The 18,012-nt window shown below is 40.1% G+C and carries 19 protein-coding genes and 2 pseudogenes; 8 read left to right on the top strand and 13 right to left on the bottom strand.

Annotated features, from left to right (window positions below):
• Positions 1-18: 18 nt before the first annotated feature.
• The 10 genes from betI to ACOI22_RS08365 form a co-directional block, all read right to left on the bottom strand.
• Complete coding sequence (gene betI, locus ACOI22_RS08410) at positions 19-597, bottom strand: transcriptional regulator BetI (protein WP_420671576.1); 579 nt, start codon at positions 595-597, stop codon at positions 19-21.
• 21 nt (positions 598-618) lie between these two features.
• Complete coding sequence (locus ACOI22_RS08405) at positions 619-1,662, bottom strand: alkaline phosphatase D family protein (RefSeq protein ID WP_420671575.1); 1,044 nt, start codon at positions 1,660-1,662, stop codon at positions 619-621.
• A 68-nt stretch (positions 1,663-1,730) separates the two neighbouring features.
• Positions 1,731-4,082, bottom strand: a complete 2,352-nt coding sequence (locus ACOI22_RS08400; RefSeq protein WP_420671574.1) for a TonB-dependent receptor domain-containing protein — start codon at positions 4,080-4,082, stop codon at positions 1,731-1,733.
• Between the two features lie 518 nt (positions 4,083-4,600).
• Positions 4,601-4,795, bottom strand: a complete 195-nt coding sequence (locus ACOI22_RS08395; protein ID WP_420671573.1) for a hypothetical protein — start codon at positions 4,793-4,795, stop codon at positions 4,601-4,603.
• Between the two features lie 116 nt (positions 4,796-4,911).
• On the bottom strand, positions 4,912-5,382 hold the full coding sequence (locus ACOI22_RS08390) for a hypothetical protein (RefSeq protein WP_420671572.1): 471 nt from the start codon (positions 5,380-5,382) through the stop codon (positions 4,912-4,914).
• 50 nt (positions 5,383-5,432) lie between these two features.
• On the bottom strand, positions 5,433-6,443 hold the full coding sequence (locus ACOI22_RS08385) for a Swt1 family HEPN domain-containing protein (protein WP_420671571.1): 1,011 nt from the start codon (positions 6,441-6,443) through the stop codon (positions 5,433-5,435).
• 45 nt (positions 6,444-6,488) lie between these two features.
• Entirely contained in the window at positions 6,489-7,475 is a 987-nt protein-coding gene (locus ACOI22_RS08380; RefSeq protein ID WP_420671570.1) for a DUF4238 domain-containing protein, read from the bottom strand.
• A gap of 87 nt (positions 7,476-7,562) precedes the next feature.
• The gene (locus ACOI22_RS08375; RefSeq protein ID WP_420671569.1) at positions 7,563-7,994 is read right to left on the bottom strand and encodes a hypothetical protein; all 432 of its coding nucleotides are present in this window, start codon (positions 7,992-7,994) and stop codon (positions 7,563-7,565) included.
• A gap of 328 nt (positions 7,995-8,322) precedes the next feature.
• On the bottom strand, positions 8,323-8,805 hold the full coding sequence (locus ACOI22_RS08370) for a permease prefix domain 1-containing protein (RefSeq protein ID WP_420671568.1): 483 nt from the start codon (positions 8,803-8,805) through the stop codon (positions 8,323-8,325).
• Position 8,806: 1 nt separating this feature from the next.
• A complete protein-coding gene (locus tag ACOI22_RS08365) occupies positions 8,807-9,130 on the bottom strand; it encodes a PadR family transcriptional regulator (RefSeq protein WP_420671567.1) in 324 nt (107 codons plus the stop codon).
• 846 nt (positions 9,131-9,976) lie between these two features.
• Here ACOI22_RS08365 and ACOI22_RS08360 point away from each other — a divergent pair.
• The 5 genes and pseudogenes from ACOI22_RS08360 to ACOI22_RS08340 all read left to right on the top strand — a co-directional run bounded on the left by ACOI22_RS08360 (position 9,977) and on the right by ACOI22_RS08340 (position 12,122).
• Positions 9,977-10,213 (top strand): ribbon-helix-helix domain-containing protein, encoded by a 237-nt coding sequence (locus tag ACOI22_RS08360; RefSeq protein ID WP_420671566.1) that lies wholly within the window; start codon positions 9,977-9,979, stop codon positions 10,211-10,213.
• Entirely contained in the window at positions 10,200-10,493 is a 294-nt protein-coding gene (locus ACOI22_RS08355) for a type II toxin-antitoxin system RelE/ParE family toxin (protein ID WP_311362571.1), read from the top strand. The genes ACOI22_RS08360 and ACOI22_RS08355 overlap by 14 nt, the downstream gene beginning before the upstream one ends.
• A gap of 300 nt (positions 10,494-10,793) precedes the next feature.
• A pseudogene (locus ACOI22_RS08350) lies at positions 10,794-10,880 on the top strand (helix-turn-helix domain-containing protein); the annotation flags it as partial.
• Positions 10,872-11,618 (top strand): substrate binding domain-containing protein, encoded by a 747-nt coding sequence (locus tag ACOI22_RS08345; RefSeq protein WP_420672345.1) that lies wholly within the window; start codon positions 10,872-10,874, stop codon positions 11,616-11,618. The pseudogene ACOI22_RS08350 and the gene ACOI22_RS08345, both read left to right, overlap by 9 nt.
• Positions 11,619-11,651: 33 nt before the next feature.
• A complete protein-coding gene (locus tag ACOI22_RS08340) occupies positions 11,652-12,122 on the top strand; it encodes a hypothetical protein (RefSeq protein WP_420671565.1) in 471 nt (156 codons plus the stop codon).
• A 518-nt stretch (positions 12,123-12,640) separates the two neighbouring features.
• Here the strand turns inward: ACOI22_RS08340 and ACOI22_RS08335 are convergent.
• Positions 12,641-13,257, bottom strand: a pseudogene (locus ACOI22_RS08335) (transposase zinc-binding domain-containing protein); the annotation flags it as partial.
• 310 nt (positions 13,258-13,567) lie between these two features.
• On the opposite strand from ACOI22_RS08335, the gene ACOI22_RS08330 reads away from it, so the two are divergent.
• On the top strand, positions 13,568-13,741 hold the full coding sequence (locus tag ACOI22_RS08330) for a hypothetical protein (protein WP_420671564.1): 174 nt from the start codon (positions 13,568-13,570) through the stop codon (positions 13,739-13,741).
• A gap of 2 nt (positions 13,742-13,743) precedes the next feature.
• Complete coding sequence (locus tag ACOI22_RS08325; protein WP_420671563.1) at positions 13,744-14,058, top strand: hypothetical protein; 315 nt, start codon at positions 13,744-13,746, stop codon at positions 14,056-14,058.
• Positions 14,059-14,298: 240 nt separating this feature from the next.
• Here ACOI22_RS08325 and ACOI22_RS08320 read toward each other — a convergent pair whose 3' ends face one another.
• Positions 14,299-14,754 carry a hypothetical protein gene (locus tag ACOI22_RS08320; protein ID WP_420671562.1) on the bottom strand — a complete coding sequence of 152 codons (456 nt, stop codon included), beginning with the start codon at positions 14,752-14,754 and terminating at the stop codon, positions 14,299-14,301.
• A gap of 511 nt (positions 14,755-15,265) precedes the next feature.
• Here ACOI22_RS08320 and ACOI22_RS08315 point away from each other — a divergent pair.
• Positions 15,266-16,741 carry a PepSY-associated TM helix domain-containing protein gene (locus ACOI22_RS08315; RefSeq protein WP_420671561.1) on the top strand — a complete coding sequence of 492 codons (1,476 nt, stop codon included), beginning with the start codon at positions 15,266-15,268 and terminating at the stop codon, positions 16,739-16,741.
• 792 nt (positions 16,742-17,533) lie between these two features.
• Here the strand turns inward: ACOI22_RS08315 and ACOI22_RS08310 are convergent.
• On the bottom strand, positions 17,534-18,010 hold the full coding sequence (locus ACOI22_RS08310) for a hypothetical protein (RefSeq protein WP_420671560.1): 477 nt from the start codon (positions 18,008-18,010) through the stop codon (positions 17,534-17,536).
• Positions 18,011-18,012: the final 2 nt, after the last annotated feature.

Here is an 18,012-nt window from a genome sequence, read left to right as displayed (position 1 = left end):
GGAGTTTATGAATAATGTTTAAGTAATACTGTGCTGTTTAAGCACATCATTTATATAGTGTTTGCAATGCGCTTTCGCTTCGCTAAATTTTTCATGATTCGCGCGGCTTAGTGCGCAGCGAAGCCAAAAGCCATCTATTAAGGCGGCTGTCACTTCTGCTGCTTGGCTCGCTTTTTCAGTAGGCAGTAACTGCTTAAAGCTGTAGCGTAAATTGCTCACCAAACGGCGTTTATTAAGTTCTTGTAAACGGTAAAGGTTAGGGTCATGCATTGATTGGCCCCAAAAGCTTAGCCATGTTTTAGTGCTGGCATCGGCTTGTTGAAGGTCAGAAAAGTTAAGATCAACAATTTTCATTAACCTTTCATGCGGTGTTTGCGAAAGCTCCACCATTTTTAACTGAGTAAGCAAATACCTTACTGACGCTTCAATTAAGGCCTGCTTGCCCCCAAAATAATGGCTAATAATGCCCGACGACATTCCGGCACGACGCGAAATGAGGTTTATAGTGGCACTTTTTAAACCAACTTCTGCAACCACGTCTATGGTTGCATCAATTAGCTGCTGGCGGCGCATTGGCTCCATTCCTACTTTTGGCATGGCAATCTCTTTTAACTATATTTACTGATAGGGTTCAAGAGTTGATAATCTGAACGTATGTTCATTTACAACACTACCCGACTCATCATACAGCCCTAGCGAAATAGTAGGATCTTTTTTTTCCCAATCTACGTTTAATGCACCGTAATTTACCTTGCTCGTATATTGCCCTATGCGGTGTTTATTAGGGCTTACTTCTTTCCATTCTTGAGTAAGGCCTGAAGCGGTAACTTCCCATAATGGATAATCAATGTTTTCATCATAATAGCTCACTTCGCCCCAGTGAGTATCACCGCTAATGAGTATTACGCCATTCACTTTGTGCTTTTTAATTAACGAGAACAAACGCTGCCTGTCAGCAGGGAAATTTGCCCATGATTCCCAACCAGTAAAGTCAGCTAGCAATTGAAGGCTAGACCCAATGATTTTAATACGTGATGGCTTTTGTAATTCTTCTTCAAGCCATAACCATTGCTTTTCGCCAAGCATACTGGCTGTTGGGTTGCTGTGCACACTGTATGGGCCCATATTCTTAGGCTTACGATCACTGGCGTATTGCGCAGGTGTAACATGTGCGATGTCATCTCGGTTCCAACGAAGATCGGGCAAAATAACATGAATACTTTGTTCGCCTTCCCCGTATTCGTAAGCCGTATAAATACCGTCATCTCGGGTACGGCGTATTGATTGCTCGGGCTCGCCCCAAAAATCTAGCATGATATTTCGCGAGGCTTCTTTTTGTGGGAAGTGCTTACCTGCGTCATTAGCGCCGTAATCGTGATCATCCCAAATAGCAATAAGTTCTGTTTGCTCTTTTAACTTTTGAAAACCAGGTTTTGCACCTAGTTTTTGATATTTTTCTTGTAGCAAGGCCATATCTTCAGTATCGCCATAAACGTTGTCGCCAAGAAATATGAATAGGTCTGGGTTTTCGTCAATAATACTTTCGAAAATAGGGATGTCTTTGTCTTGATGTGAACACGAACCAAATAGGATGCGCGATGGTGCATCAGCATATGCTGCTGAGGAGAATAATATTAAACAAAGTGTAAATAATCTAAACATGCGAGGTGTAACCTTGTGTAAATAAAATTGCCACATGCGCAATAACGCGCATGTGGCTTAGCTATATATTACATAACCACTTTTATGTTAAACGCGGCTGTTCTTGGTGCACCAATCCAACCCGCATTTTGCGCGATTGAACCAAGATACTCTTCGTCAAATACGTTATTGATGGTTAGGCTCATTTCAATACTCTCGATTGAACCGCCAATATCGTATGCAGTTTTACCCAAATACAAATCGCTCACAGTATAAGAATCAACGCGTTGAGTATTAGCCTGATCTAAGAAACGCTCGCCTACATATTTGGTGCTAAAGCCAGCATAAAAATCGCCTTTAGTGTAATCAATGCTTAATACGGCCATGTCTTGTGCGCTACCTAGAACCGTTTTTCCGCGAAATTCGTCGTCAGTGTAGGTTGAGTCATTTTTCGTATATGACACATATGCAGAAAACGTATCGCTTAATCGGTAATCAATTGAAGCTTCAATACCGTCAGACTCCACGCCACCATCATTTACAAAACCACCCGCTGCGGCTTCTAAAAAGTCGATACCGTTAACATCTTCATTGCTGATGAACGTGATACGGTTGTCAAACTTGATGTTATAGTGGGTGATGCTAGCGTTAAATCCTGGGCTTGAATAACGTAAGCCTACGTCAATGTTGTCTGCTGTTTCTGGTTCAACCAAACTTACGTCGGCATCATCGCGTTCTAAAACAGCGTCTTTAATGGCTGCAAAGTTTTCAGCGTAGCCACCGAAGAACTCTAAGCCCTCATTGATTGGCGCAACAAAACCTGCTGAAATTAATACATCTGAATCTGAAGACACGTCAAGATTGTTTGCAGCAGTAAAGCGATCGTCTTTTGCTACGTCAACATTAAATTGTTTTGCGCCTAAACGAAGTTTCGCGAAACCAGCGTCTATTTCATCTTCAACATAATACATTAATGTTTCAACTGGGAATTCACGGCTGTATTGAATCCAATAAGGGTTATTTTCAGCACGCGGCCCAGAAGCTGCATCAATGGTTTTATGCCAGTCACGGTATTCTTCGCGTTGGTAATCTTCATACCAAAAACCGCCTCGTAATGTGTTTGCCATACCTGCAATCGTAGTATTCCACACAAAGTCAGCGTTAATACCGTAACGTTCTTTGTTGTAATGGCTATGACGACGAGAACTTACTGGAATAGCACCTTGCTCGTAGCAGCCAGGATCAATTGCTGCACCGCCGCCACCGTAAGGGAAGGCAACCGCACTTTCACACTCGGCAATGGGGGATACCGATTCACCGGCACGGTTAACAAAATAAATAAGGCCTTGTGACGCGCCGCCTAAAACGGTTGTTGATGCGTCAAGCTCTGAATGAGGATTGCCTGCGCCGTCGTCAGTTACGTCTACCATGTAGTAAGGTATCCAGCCGCCAGTTCCTTCATTTTTATGATAATAAACGTTAGTGCTTACATCAACTTCGCCCACCATGAAATCAGCTTTAAGGTAGGTGAATATGTTTTCACGTTCTGTTGTCCAGCCACCACGATATACTTGGTCTTGATAAGGAATACCGCTCCAGTCTTCGGTTAAACCGTCCCAAGTTGGGTTTTGTTCATACTGACCCAAACCATAAATACGTTGGTAGGTGTATTCTTGTGCATCGTCATAACTGAAATAACCGGTTAAATCTATTTCGTTAACACGGCTGATTATTTTCGCTTCTGCGTGATCACGCGTATTGGTTATTGAGCCGTCGATGTAGTCATCATTTTGCTGAGTTGACAGTGATACCCAAGCAAAGGTGTCTTGTGCTATTTCACCTGTATCGTAGCGAACATAGAATTTTTGGGCATTGAATTCACCCAAGGTTGCACTTGCCGTTACTTTTTCGTCAAAGCTTGGAAGAATTGTTCTGAAATCAAGCGTACCGCCTAATGCTTCATTTGAACGAGAGCTAACGTCTGCAGTACCTTGTGATACGTCAATGTTAAGTAAGTTTTCAGTATCAATATAGCGGCTAGCTTTTGTGCCACCACCGTAGTTAGAGTTACCGTTAGAAATGCCATCTACCGTCATTCCTATTTGCTGCGCTTCTAGGTCAAGAGTAAAACCTCGAATAGAGATACTTGTTGACCATTCGTCTGAACCAAACGGGTCACCTTCGTTGATTAATACACCCGGCAGGTTATCAATAATTGACAAGGCGCTCGTCATAGGGGTTTGCTGCTTAACCATATTTGACGACGTAGTGCTGTTAGCGTACGACACACTACGCCCCGTTACTTGAATAGATTCTACTTCTTTTTCTTCGGCGTCCTTGTCAGGGGCCTCTTGTGCAGTTGCTGAGATTGACGTTAGCGTTACCGCTGTTAGTACAGATAGTGCAACTAAACTTCTTTTCATGGGCACGTAAGGTTTCATAAAAGTTCCTGTTGAATGTATTTTATTTTGAGTTTTTAGAATACTGAGGCAATGTGACAATATCATTAATGTTAATTGAACAATCAATTAATAACAAATTAATTAAACCGACTAGTTTACATACAAGGAGCCTTTTAAGTTAATAAAATCATTAATAAACAATGATTTATGTGTTTTTCGCTAGGGTGGGTGAAGCAGGGAGATTTATTTTCAATACAAATAATTAAGTATTATTTGCTTAGTTTTAAATCTTTGCGCATTGTTTTAGTACATAAAATGAGCGCGAAAATGAAATTTTAATAGTGGTTTTTAGGTGGAATTAGCGATTTTTTATTAGGGTTCTAATGATTGGGTTTGCATTTTGTGAGTACATTAGAGGCACACTATGTGATTTACTTTATAAAATTCGCAATTAGTTTTTTTCGCATGTTCGATGATTTTTATTGTAGCGTACTTAAAAATTTATTTTTCATATGTTCCAGTTGATTGGCCCTTATTAATTAGCTTGAACACGATAACTATTTGTCATTTTTTTTAGAGTCTTCTTTTTTTTGCATATTAACCCCAAAAGCGATACCTAACGCTATTCCAACTGCCAACCCTGCACCAACATTACCCATTGAAGCTCCAATAGCCAAGCCTATACCAACACCAAGAGCTATGCCAGCACCAACTTTTTGTGATTTAGCTTTGTCTTTTTTATCTGATGACATTTTATAACTCCAGAGTTTGAATTAAGCTCAGCATTTTTAAGCTGAGTAAGGCCCGCAGTTGCGGACGACTTTTAGCAACTGCGGAAGCAAAAACGCTTTCCGACAAGCTGTGTTTGTTATAACTTTGCTTTAAGCTCATTTATGGCCTTCAGTAGTGCAATTCTGTTTTTTGATGATTTTATCCATTTGGGTAACCTGCTCGCTAAGGAAGCATTACGCCAACCCAATTCTTCATCTTCTTTTCTCTCTCTCAGATTGGCTGAAACGTAAGATTCCAAGAACTTTAAGTGCTCCTTATTGAAAGCCCATAAAGAATTTCCAACACAATTAGTTCTTAACCATAAGTCAAAACCAAAGTGACCATCAGTTGGGTTATCGCTATTCCAATAAAATGTACGCCCATTTGATGATTTATCCATGGTAAATCCGCATTCAACACAAGATGCTCGGACTTTATCTTCCCCGAGGGGAATAACTACAGCTTTACTTGAGCATTTAGGACAAACAATCAAAACTGGGTCAGCTTCTGTAGGTTTGCTAATGGTAAGCCTATGTTCTCGCCCATCTTTAAATCGAATATTACTCATTGTACCCCCGAGGCATAATGCATTGCTAAGCTGCGTAATTGACGGATTTGTTAGCTGCTTTTTATTACGTTGAAAAAAGAGCATGGCATGTCAGGCCCGAGAAAAGTTAAAGGGTTCTTGGGGCCAAGTACATATTCAGGCCATTCTTCAGACAATTTTTGTACTGAATTATCATCACTATTAGTAGGCCGATGTATTGTTATTGAATGCTCTGTGATATTGATCAGGCCATCAATAATCTTACAAACTTTCTCACTACCAAGTATTGCTGGAATAGTTACTCGAACTGTACTTGAAAACGTGTCTAAACAGATATGAATTATTTCTGCCTTATACCTAGTTGTTTCCGCTAAAAACTTGGAGTATTCAAACTGTCTGTTATCTCGTAGATGAATGCTCAGGTCGTATATATAACCAGGCGTTCCATCAATAACTACAGATTTTTCTGCCCATCTCCGTCTCTGTGAAGAGATAGATACAATGTATCTCAAATCCGGGGGCGCCGATCCGATTTGTGCCCATTCGTTGGGAGCAACTTCTTTAAACGAAAATGGATTCAGATCAACATATGCCTTCGCAACTATATCCTTGTCAGGAGGCACTACTGGCTGCAAATTATTATAATCAGTACAAAACTTCCAGAATCCATTATCAATATCCCTCATGAGTTGTAATAATCTTTCGATGTCATCCGTGTGGCCACTTCTGAAATGAGCAACCCTGTTCCTTATGTGTACAATCTCTTCTAGCTTCACTTCCCATATGCACTTCGGAGGTAAGTACTCCGAGAATAGATCCCAATTATTTTGAATGAGTTTAATCAGTTCAGTAAATGTAGTGAAACTTAGTGGGTTGTCATTGGATGTGGGTATATGAGTAACGGATTTATCTGACTCATAGGTCTTTTTAGTTTTGTTAAAATTGAACCAGCTTCTACCTTTTTTCGCTTTTAACTCAACATATACCATTTCCCTGAGCCACTTTTCAAGTTGCCAAAGACGTGCGTATAAAATTAGGGAGCTTTCATCAACCTCTGCAATTTTTTCCAATTCTGAAAACATAGTTTCTCACCTTGATTGGCAACTAACATCCGCCCGAAGCGTTTGTTAGAATACTGTACTGCCATCTACTACCTTTGATTGCGTTGCAATTTCAGGATTAGTTTTGAGCATATCAAACGCGAGATCAAAGTCCGCGTTGTTTGAATAGACAAACCGCGTGGACTGAATAACTTGTTGGGAGTTATTGAATTCTATATTCTCTTTAGAAGTATGTAGAACAGCCTTGTTTGTTAGGCTTTCATAAACGAACTCCAAATTACTTAAGTCTACATCAGGGTTTGTTGTTCCAAGTACACTTTGGGCTCTATAATTTGTATATTTTTTACGGATAGTTGTTGAAGTTTTCTCACACAAAAACAAAAGGCAATAGTGCGGTGATAATGGGAAATAAACTTCAATTCCTTCTTGAGATAAACCAAGACTCCCTCTATGAGGAATTTTTATATTATTGTGTTTCACAATTGGATTATCAGAAATATAGAAACTAGAATCACTATGCGCCTTAAGCAAAATCAAGTCTTTATCTATAAATAGCTCTAACAAATCACCAGGTAAGGTATTAAGTATATTGATTGAGCTACTTTTGATCTCTTTATCTGATAGCTTAAAACTATTCTTTTCATCTTTATCGATATCAAACCCCATACTTCCAAACTTATTATCTAGTATTTCTTGAAAATCGGTAATAAATTCCCGAGTTGAGTTTGTTCTCAGCATTTGAACGGCCGTAAATAAACACAAAACATGATGTTCTTCCTGTGTGATGCTTATTAAACTCCCAGCAGAAATAATTTTTTTTATTATTGGAGCTACATCAGCTTCCAAAGAGGACAACTTTGTTTCAGTTTTGTTCCCGTAACCAAGAATATCATCGTTATAAAAATTATTCTCGTGAGCAGAGTTCCTGACACTTGAACAGAATGATTTTGATTCTTTTTTATCAAATATGTGTAGCCGCTTTTTTTTACCACACGACCAATTGTTAAGTAAAAATTGAGGAACATAATGCTGCTTTTTGGTTTCAACATTCAATCGCACTCTCCCTAAGAATTCTAACACCTTACATAACCGGTTTTGGCCGCTCTTGCCAAAATCCGGTTAATGTATTTGTTAGGTACTTTAAACCTCCAGGCCGCTTTTTTCACTTAGCATCCCCACTAGAATATTGTATCCAGTCAACTGCTCTGTTACCGACAAGAAACGTTTACCATTTTCATCATACAGATGAAGTACTTGCGTACTAGCTACGTGTCTGATTTTAGAAATAGACTCCCAAGGCATTTCTAGAACATTACGTTTACTCGAAACCTGTATTGATATTTCTGACAAGGTTAATTCAACATTCATGAAAGGCAATGTCATCAAGGCATTTATCGTCATATAAAGACAGCCGCCACCCAGAAACAACCCAGAAGCAAGTAACGCTAAACTATAATCGTCTTCCCAAACAGGGAGGAAAAGACAATATAAGCTTACTATCAACATCAAGGGTAAAAAACACCACCCAATAATTCTAATCCAATAAGGGTGAACAAGCTTAATCTTTTCCATGTCGTGGTACCTAACAGCTTATTACGCAGACTTCAGTGTAACAACCGATGAAAGTCATTGCCCAAAATCTCCATATCTTATTAGTTTCAATAGCTTACTACTTTTTTGATTATAATTTCCACAACTTTGTTTGTCATTACTATGAATGCATAGTAATAGCTGCATGCACAATGACGGTTAAACCAAGAGGTATCTGAGATGTCTTGCTTTTGAGTTGTGTGAATGTAGTTTTAATGAGGAGCGCTTGTTTTTATAGAGTGAGTGTGTGGAATCACAAAGAGACAAAAAGCGCCTATATCTAAATAAAAAGTAGCTAGGCGCGTTTGCTTTAATTGTCTAATTGATTTCGTTTGCACATAAACTGTTTGCGGGTAGCGAATATACTCACAAGCGCCAAGGGTAATATTATAAGCATAGTTACTGTGTGGGCTTGCTCAGTTCCTTGTAATACCAGTGCGCTAGCAAGCATAGCTGTGGCCCATAATATGGCTTGTGTTATTTGCGTATTTTTGTGTAGCTTCATAATAGTTTCTCCTTGATGAGCGGTGTCGGCAATTGAGCCGTATTCAAATGTACAAAGCTTGTTTAATAAGCTTAAGTTTTGGTCGAATTGTGCTTTTAATTCGTCTTGGCTTCCAATCTCTTCAATGGCGCGTTCGAAGGCTTCTTGTTCATTAAGCCCATTAGCTTCATGCTTTTCAATTAAGCAGTATAAATGGTCTTTTAATTCATCTATTTTCCTATTTTTAATAGAATATGAACGCAGTACCTGAGCGCACCATTGATGCACAGCTAAGTCTAGGTTAAACATGTTATGCCTCCAGTTTACTAATCATTTGCGACAACTGATGCCACTGTTGCCGCTGCTGTTTAAGCTCGCTTTCCCCCAATACACACAAGCGATAATATTTGCGTTTACGGCCTGTACCAGCTTGGCCCCAGAAAGATTCTATCCAGCCCTTTTTTTCCATTCTGTGCAGGATTGGGTAAAGCATGCCGTCGGCCCAAGTTATGGTGCCATTTGAAAGTTCATGTACTTGTTGAATAATGGCGTAGCCGTAACTTTCCCCTTGGCTAAGTATTGATAATATTAATGGCGTTGACGATGCAGCTACTAAATCTTTTGACAGTGTCATAATTAATACCTTGTAGTTCTATGTATAACTATACATAGAACTACAAGGTATGCAAGGACGAATTATAATTAATTACAAAGTAGGTACTTATTGGTAGGCCTAGCTAAAGGTTGTTGTAGATTGAAGGTGGAGTATCGTTCTTGATAAATATGCATCATAGTTCAGGAGCGATTCTTAGAAGGTTGGTAGGCTGCTGTGAGGCTAAACCAGACATAGCAAATTTAAAATTTCGGTAAATTTAATATTCATTTTAACGATAATTATTGAAGTTATGACTGGCTCCTATGAGGCAGTAAGCGGACCGATTGGACACATTTAATGTTCAAACATCCTAGACCATTACCAAGAACACCTTACTTCATTTACGCGAACATCTTACGTCATTGCCAAGAACACCCTCGGTCATTACCTCCAACATCTTACGTCATTGCCAAAAACACCCTCGGTCATTACCAAAAACACCCTCGGTCATTACCGCGAAGGCGGTAACCTCCTAACCCCACCTGAAAACCCAACAAATCATACTAATTCAGTCATACCAATATATGCTCAACGCCAAATTCTTATTTGAAATTTAGGCACATATTGGTAGATCACCGCCTTTGCGGTGATGACGTGTATGAAATTTCTAGCGATGTGCGGGAGTAACTTCGAATGACCGTTATTAAATACAAGCAGGCCCTAATTTCCTCTTCAATATTTGCTTTATACCTGTTATCACCCAGAAAGTATCGCTTGCGCTTCCTATTTATCGTTTTTCGATCAAACAAATCTGGACTAAAGTTCAAGTGGAAAGACTAAATTGGTTGGTGTAATATTGCACCACTTAAATAGGAGCAATAATATATGCCTAGGCAAAGCGTAACTCTAACTGAAAAGAATGACGAGTGGCTCAAACTGCAAGTCGATAGTGCTGGCGATTACGCTAACAAAAGTGAACTAATCAATGATTTAGTTAGACGAGCTAGACGAGCCGAATATATTAATCAAAAGTTTGACCGAGCAGAAAAAAGCGATTTTGTGTATCAATCCCCTCAAGAAATGCTTTCGGAGTTCAAACATAGCGTCAATGATGGTGACTAAGTACCGTTTAACTTCTGAAGCGAAAGAAGATTTACGGCGAATATATGTCTATGGCTATAAAGAATTTGGTGAAAAGCAAGCTGATGAGTATTTCCAAAGTTTCTTTGACGCCTTTGAAAAGATAGCAGCAACACCTCTAGCTTATCAATCAATCGACCATTTTAGGCAAGGCTATAGACGATTTCCTCATCGCGCTGATGTTATTTACTATCGTATTAATCAGGACTGGGTAGATGTTATGGCCATCCTTGGTAGTCAAGATATGGATGTCTGGCTATAGGTTGCAAACACTCATACTATGTCCGCTTTTGGATGCTTTGCGACCAACTTCTATCGAAACCAATTGCCATCTGAGCTTCATATTAATGCAAGGACCTAGGCAGAATCTGTATCAAGTAGCCGACGCCGCACTAATAAATAGCATATAATCTTATTATACTTTTGTTTCATGCAAATCTCTTTATACTGACTTTAGGATGTAGCAAATAATTAAAAATCGAGGCTAAAAATTTGAAATATCTCAACCCTTTGGTTCTTGTAATCGTTATCTATTTCGTTGCAGTAAACGCTCGGCTTAGCTCCATCTGTTGCGAGTGCTCGCTTATCAAAGCTAGAGTTTCATATGGGAGCTGACCTGTTCCACCGCTCAACGCGCAAAATGTCGCTGTCTTTAGAAGGCATGGAGTTTTTGCCTTACGCACGCGAAATCATAGCACAAGAAGATGCTGCTTTAGCTGCATTGGCTCGCGGAAGTAAGAAGGTTAGCGGCACATTGCGCTTCGCATCTTCAAGCACGTTTGCGCAGTTGTTTATTGTACCAATTTTACCAAAGTTCACCGACAAGTATCCCCAAATCAATCTTGAGTTAAAGCTATCCGACACCCAAATGAACCTTATTGATGGTGGTTATGACCTTGCTTTGCGCAACTACCCAGCTGAAGATGGTAGTCTTATAAGGCGAAAACTAGCTGACGATACACGTATTTTATGTGTGTCGCCAGACTATCTCAAAAAGCACGGTATACCTAAAGAACCAAGCGATTTAGAGCAACACCAGTTAATTTTGTTTGACAGCAATAAAACAAGAAAGCTCGTTTCTACCGCAGCAGGAGATAGTTATGCCTTTCCACTTCATCCAGTAAAATCGAGAGTAATATGTGACGATGGCTCAAGTATTCGCATAGCAGCTAAAGCTGGTCTTGGCATTTGCATGAGCTCTATTTGGAACGTACACACTGAATTAAAAGAAGGAAGTTTGATCCGAGTCCTGCTCGACTACAAATATGATGATAACGCAGCTGTTTGGTTAGTATATCCAAAATCGAATGTGTTAACGGCGAAAGTACGAGTATTTATCGATTTCTTAATTGAAAACATTCAAGTTCCAACTACTTGGCATACATAGAAAAGCCACACTTCCACAGTTCGAGAGATAAAGATGTTAAATGATGAACTCAAACGCCTAGTTTTTGGTGCTAATAGCTCAGAAGAATATGACTTAATGCATGTTAGCGTTAAGTGTAATGGTAATGCAGAGCTGGTTTTTGAGCGAATAAAAGAATGCTTAATGCTGATTTTGTCGGTAGAAGAAATTTGTGAATATCATGAAGAGTGGCGCACAGAAAACAGCTATGAATTATTGGAAACTTGGTTTAAAACAAACTTACTCTGTGATGTGAAAAGTGATGAACTCTGTTGTCAGGTTGGCAAAGTAAGATATTTTAGCGAAGAACGTGACTGGTTTTGGTGGGCAGGCCACGTTAAGGAAAATGATTACATCGATGTTTATTTGAAAATCGAAGGTTTTCCAGTTTCGGGCTTTGACAACCTTCGTTGGTTGTTTCTATGCTGCGGCGCAACTGAAGTTGCACAACAAGGGAGCGTTTCGTCAAAAAAGCTAGCGTTTTGAAAACGAAACATAACCTAGATAAGTATTACGCTCAGCTTGCTATTGAGTTCGAGGAACGCCTCTAAAAACACATTAACTAATGGCAGTTGCACAGAATCTGTTAAAGGCTTGGATTTTCCAACCATTGGTTTGCCAGGAGAAACATCGGTCACTGTATTTCTGGCCCCATCCAATAGCCGCCGTTGAGCCCCTATCATTGACTACAGCAGCGGCGTCATCGCTGACGTTAGCAGACAAAGCTTAACTTTTAATCATCTTTCGCGTCCTGCTTAATTAGCGCTTTTAAATTGGCAAGACGAGTCTTATAAGCATTGTTTTCAACATTTTCGACTAGGCTTTTCTGGAGCGCCATTTCCCTCATATTCAGGGCTTTACTGAATTGTCTATTCGCTTCGTATGCATCAGCTAAACTGTCATACGGAGTATAAGAAGAATTAAAGCTATTCGCTACCCCCTGTGACAGCTGCCTTTTTGACTAGATTGGTTTGTGTAAAATCGTTTGCGTATTGTTCTTTAGGTGGTGCTTTGATGCGCGTAAAAGTCGTGCCACCCCATGGATTTTCACTGATTGCGCCTTCTAAGAACAACATGTGGAAATGGATATTTAGATTAAGGGCGCTACCAAATCGCTGAATAAGGGTCACAGCTCCAGTTTTCGCTTGTTTGTTGGTAAAGCCTGTTTTGTTCACAATATGCGTGGAAATGGCGCGATGAATGATTTGCATCACTTTGCTCAATTCACTCGGGTTTCTTGCTAGCAACAGCCGAAGTGGAATGGGTAAGCTTAAAACCCACTGGCGAATTGGATAACCTAGTAATACATCATCTACAAGAAGCGCGGCAGTTTTGCCATTTTTCTTGCACCGCAGCTAGGGCAGAAGCCTCTGCGTTTGCAGCTAAACGCGACTAACTTTTCATGCTTGCAGTCATTACACACCACGCGTAGGAAACCGTGCTCTAGTCGACCGCAACGCAAGAAGTCATCAAACTCACGTTCAACATATGTGGGTAAATACTTGCCTTGCTCGGCTAAGTTTGCGATAAAATCTGGATAGTAAAGTTCAACTAATTGATAGAGAAGCGTTGTTTCAGGTCTATGCCGTTTATATATTTCACTTTGTTGCTTTGCCAGCACATTCGTTCATCCCTGAATTATGTAACGACGAGTGTGGCAAAAAAAGGGCTAATTTACGACTGGCTGAATGACCGGTTTTGGATGTGAGTTGCCAGTGTATCGACTTGTCAGTTATCTTAGCAACTCGACTTATAGGAGCGAAGTCGAAAGTATACTTCGACAAACGTCAGCAGATTTATCGTTTAATTATAAAGGGAAAAACCTTTCTTATTACGCCGCTGCGTTTGGAATGCTCGAGCTTTTGAAATATTTTGAAAATGATTTAGATATACCCCGTAGAGTTGAGGGGATGGATGCCTTGGAGTAAATTTTGCGGTCTCCTTATGTTACCGATTACGAAGAGATGATAAGGTATCTTGTAGATACAGGCTCAAGTGTCGAAGATTCTCATATTGAGATTGTTCACCTATATCAAGAGTTTGAGCCTGAAAAGTTCAAATTTTTAGAGAGCGTATTGGATAATCAACTGCTTAATATGGAGTAACGATGTTTATTTTTAATTATGCCCCTTTTCTTGCATTGCCAATGATGATATTTTTTGCTTGGGCCATCTCGAATAGACAAACTTCTGTCGAGCAAGGGGATAGCTTCGATGCTCAAAAAGAAACCTTGGTACATTTATCTTGGTTTTGCTCAGTTTTACTTGCTTCTACACTTACATTTTTGGTTGTTTGTTATTTCTTCGATATTGTCGATTGGCTCTATTTACTTGTATTGATTCTGCCAGCCGATATCTTTATGGTGCTGTACGTAGGGGCTAAGATCCTATCCTACGAAATTGATAGTAAGAGCCTAGATTGAAAGCCGACATTCCCACAACCCCGTGAATAAGGTGGATTAACACTATATGCTACCCTTGGTTACAGCTGTCCTTTTGATTCGGTCGGTTTGTTGAAATGTCGAATTGTGTAAGTTTTGTATAAGGTGTTAGTTTGCAATGTCTTGCGAAGACGAGCTATTGGTACAGGAATAGGGAAATTAGAGCGCGAATGTCCCCGCCATCTAATAGTGTGTTTCTTTCACTCTTGCAGTAAAGGTAATCTATGCCCCAAAGTTGAAGTCACGTTGAATAGTAAAATCGTTTGCGTATTGTTCTTTAGGTGGTGCACGCAAAGGTGGCAACAGTGTTGTTTGTGCAGAGTTTGGGTGCTTTTTATCTAAATACTTCAGTATTTTATGAATCACGTGGATATCTATAATGCAAGCGATGATGCTTACATTGTGTTTTTCGCATTTTTCGCATTCGGCAATGTCGATGTTAAATACTCGCCTTAAGCGCTGCATCCAACTCATGCCCCTAGCGTGATAAGGCTTGCCAGATTGCACACCTTCTTTATCAGCAAGTCGAGGACTGTTCTTTCCTCGTTGTGATACAGTGACTTGTGCACGAAGATTGCTGTTAGGGGCGAAAACACCGAAAAATCGTGTGAGGTTGAGTCTTGGTGGTGGAATGAGAGCCGCTAGTTTGCCAATAAAGTCGATAGGGTCAAAGAACACGTGTGTACTAGCCGGTAATCGGTGCCGTCACGAGAAGGCGCTTTGAGTTCTCAGTAGACCCTCGCCTATGCGAGGGTGACGGACGAGTAATGACACAATAAAATGCCTTCAATTGGATGTTTTTGCCAGTCATCTATTTACAAAGCCTACAGACGTTAGTCTATCTATTAATAACTTCTTAAAAGATAAAGGCGAATTAGAACTGCTACGTCAGTTTAACATTCGTCACCTTTTCATACATAAAAGCGCGAGTGACGATTTACTAAAAAATCAGTATGACAGCTACTGGTGTACACTTCTCGTGAATATCGCCAAGCATGTATTATTAGAGTTATAAGTAAGGGGACTCGATCGCAAAGATGCAACACTATTTATCAATCTATGATTCTAGTATATGTCGTTAGTCTCTTTTATTTTTTAAATGGTTTATTGATGACGGATAAATTGCGTCATGCTATTGTCTCTTTAACGAACGCTCTTTAAACAACTTCTAAACGGAAAGCACTAAACGTTGAGCCCCCCTTCGATACAAATAAATAAGCGCAAGCAAAAATCAATTTATCATTTGGTTTGGCGCTGGCATTTTTATGCTGGACTTTATGTAGTCCCATTTTTGTTGATGCTATCTGTCACCGGTTTGGTGATGTTGTTTGATGATGAAATTGAAACGGCACGTTATTCTTCTATTTTAGAAATACAAAACCAAAGCACACAAACCGATATTCGAACACAAGTTCTGGCTGTACAAAACGCCTTCCCAACTGCAGTTGTAACGCAGTTTATTGCGACTAAAGACCAAAGTATTGCAAATCGTTTTTCTATACAGACTCAAGAGAACAAGCAGCTGTTTGTAACTGTAGACCCATATACCGCCGAAGTGCTAGGCACCATCGACAGAAGCAATAGCATTTATAATACTGCCAATAAAATACACAGCAGCCTTTTAATTGGGGATTTAGGGGATTATTTGATAGAAATATCGGCTAGCTTGGGCATATTGATGCTTATCAGTGGTATTTACTTGTGGCTACCACGCGACGCAGTTTCTAAAATGGGCTTTTTGAAAGTTCGCACTAAGTTTGGCCGCCGAGTTATGCTTCGAGACCTACATAGCAATACAGCGGGGGTATTTTCGGTAATATTACTTTTGTTCTTTATCTCGGGCTTATCTTGGACGGGTCTTTGGGGAGCAAAAATAGTGCAAGCTTGGAATAGTTTCCCAAGCCACTACGTGTGGGGCGAAAAGCCTGCTTCTAGCACAAGGCAATCGCTCACTCATGCTGATTTAAACCATGCTTCAGAAGAAGAAATGCCTTGGAATTTAGAGCTTACACCTGTTCCAGAATCCTCACAAAAACCGCATGATCATTCTAAAATGCTGCACAACGAGATGCTTCAAAAAAGCTCACAAGCTGAGCCCTTTTTAGCTAGTGCAGACATCAACATGAACAACATAGGCATAAACAAAGTTATTGAGTTAGCATCTAGTTTAGGTTTCAAACAATATCGCATATTTTTCCCAAAAACTGAAACGGGTGTGTTTACAATTACTGCAAACTCAATGGCAGGCGATATAATCGATCCGTCGAATGATCGCACTGTTCATGTTGACCAATACTCTGGTGAAGTGCTTATGGATGTTACTTGGGATCAATACTCGAGCTTGGCAAAATTAGTTGCTTTGGGGGTGACCTTGCATCAAGGCGACATGGGCGTTATTAATAAAACAGTAAACGCAATGTTTTGTATTAGTTTTATACTAATATCGGTGTTAGGAACTATTATGTGGTGGATTCGTCGTCCGCGTGATCAAAATTCACTTAGCCCTCCTCCTCGGTTTCAAAGCGATGGCGTCTGGATAACTGGTTTAACAGCACTTGTTGCGCTTAGTATTCTTTTTCCGCTTGGTGGTATCGCGATTATAGTTATCTTTACGCTAGACTATTTAGCTTTGTCTAAACTAGCAAAACCACTAAATAGCGCTTAAAGACTTTTAGTGCTAATTTACGACTGGCTAAGTGTCCGGTTTGGGCGCTAACTTGATTGCTGATTTTATTTATATTATTCAGTTATTTATGCGAAATTTGTACAAGTTGAACTGCGAAGATTGAGCCTTTAATACAAATCCATTTGATACCCATACAGAAATCTAACGTACCATATTATCATGTTGATAAATTCATCAGCTCTATGATGAAAACGATAATGATAAAGGCGACGATGATAAAGGCGATAATGGCACAAGGTCACGTAGCTCGGCGGAGCTTATCGAAAGGCCCCGTGTCAGCGGCTTATGAATTTAAGGTAAACGCGAAAGAGGTGCGACGAGATAACGCGCAAGTGGCTCTGGCGGCAAAGTTTGATGCCCTGCACGATTCTCTTGCCTTGCTTCCACCAGTACCCGTGCGTACCGACGGTCAGGCGCAGAGCAGCTGTACAAGCAGCAGTTCACTATTACTATAGTGAGGCGCGAAGTTTGCTATTAGGGGCGAATTAGGCCGAACTGCGCCGGTCACCGGAATCGGGTGGGGTTAAGTCTCGGAGGTGGAATAAGCTGTCTTCGTCATCTAGTGGCAAATTGAGAAAACTGCTTTCCATATCACGCTCAACCAAGCCTACTTTGCAACACTAAAATCTTTACCACCATTTTCTCTCTTCCAACGTTCAAAGGTTTCTAACCCCTTTTTGTTTTGTGGGCTGAACATTTTCAGTAATTCTCCTACGCTGTCATCATCGTTAATGGGGTTTGTACGACTTTCTCTTGCTCTGTAATTACATGTTAATTAATATCTGTTGGCGTTAATGAGTTACACTCGACGATATCGTAACACTTTTCCAATTTATTATCTGTTTCATCCGTCAATACAAGAGAAGGTCGGGTAACCGACAAAATGCCAACTAAAAAAACCAATACTAAACAATATAGTACACCCGCTTTTACGATATGATGACGAGCTACTGAAGGACTTCCAAGTAAGAAACTGCCGATCACGCTTGTTTTAATAAAGGCTAAGGCTTCGCCGACGGTCAAAGCTGTAAAAAAAAACACAGACAACCCTAGCGAGTAATAAAAATGTTGAATCAGCGGAACTGTGTCTTTTAAAAGGAGGCTGCCACAAAGTGTGAGAACTAACAATAACACACTTGCCTTAAACACCCCATACAAAGACATAATAGCAGACTTAACAGGGCTGACTGACTCACAGACGGAATTTTCACGCCGCACTAAGTCTTTAAAATTCATTTTTTTTTGCATAT

Origin of the sequence: Glaciecola sp. 2405UD65-10, from assembly GCF_048820975.1 — a bacterium.
GTDB lineage: Bacteria > Pseudomonadota > Gammaproteobacteria > Enterobacterales > Alteromonadaceae > Glaciecola.
The sequence above is the reverse complement of the archived record's forward strand: the minus strand, read 5'-3'. Positions and strand labels throughout refer to the sequence as shown.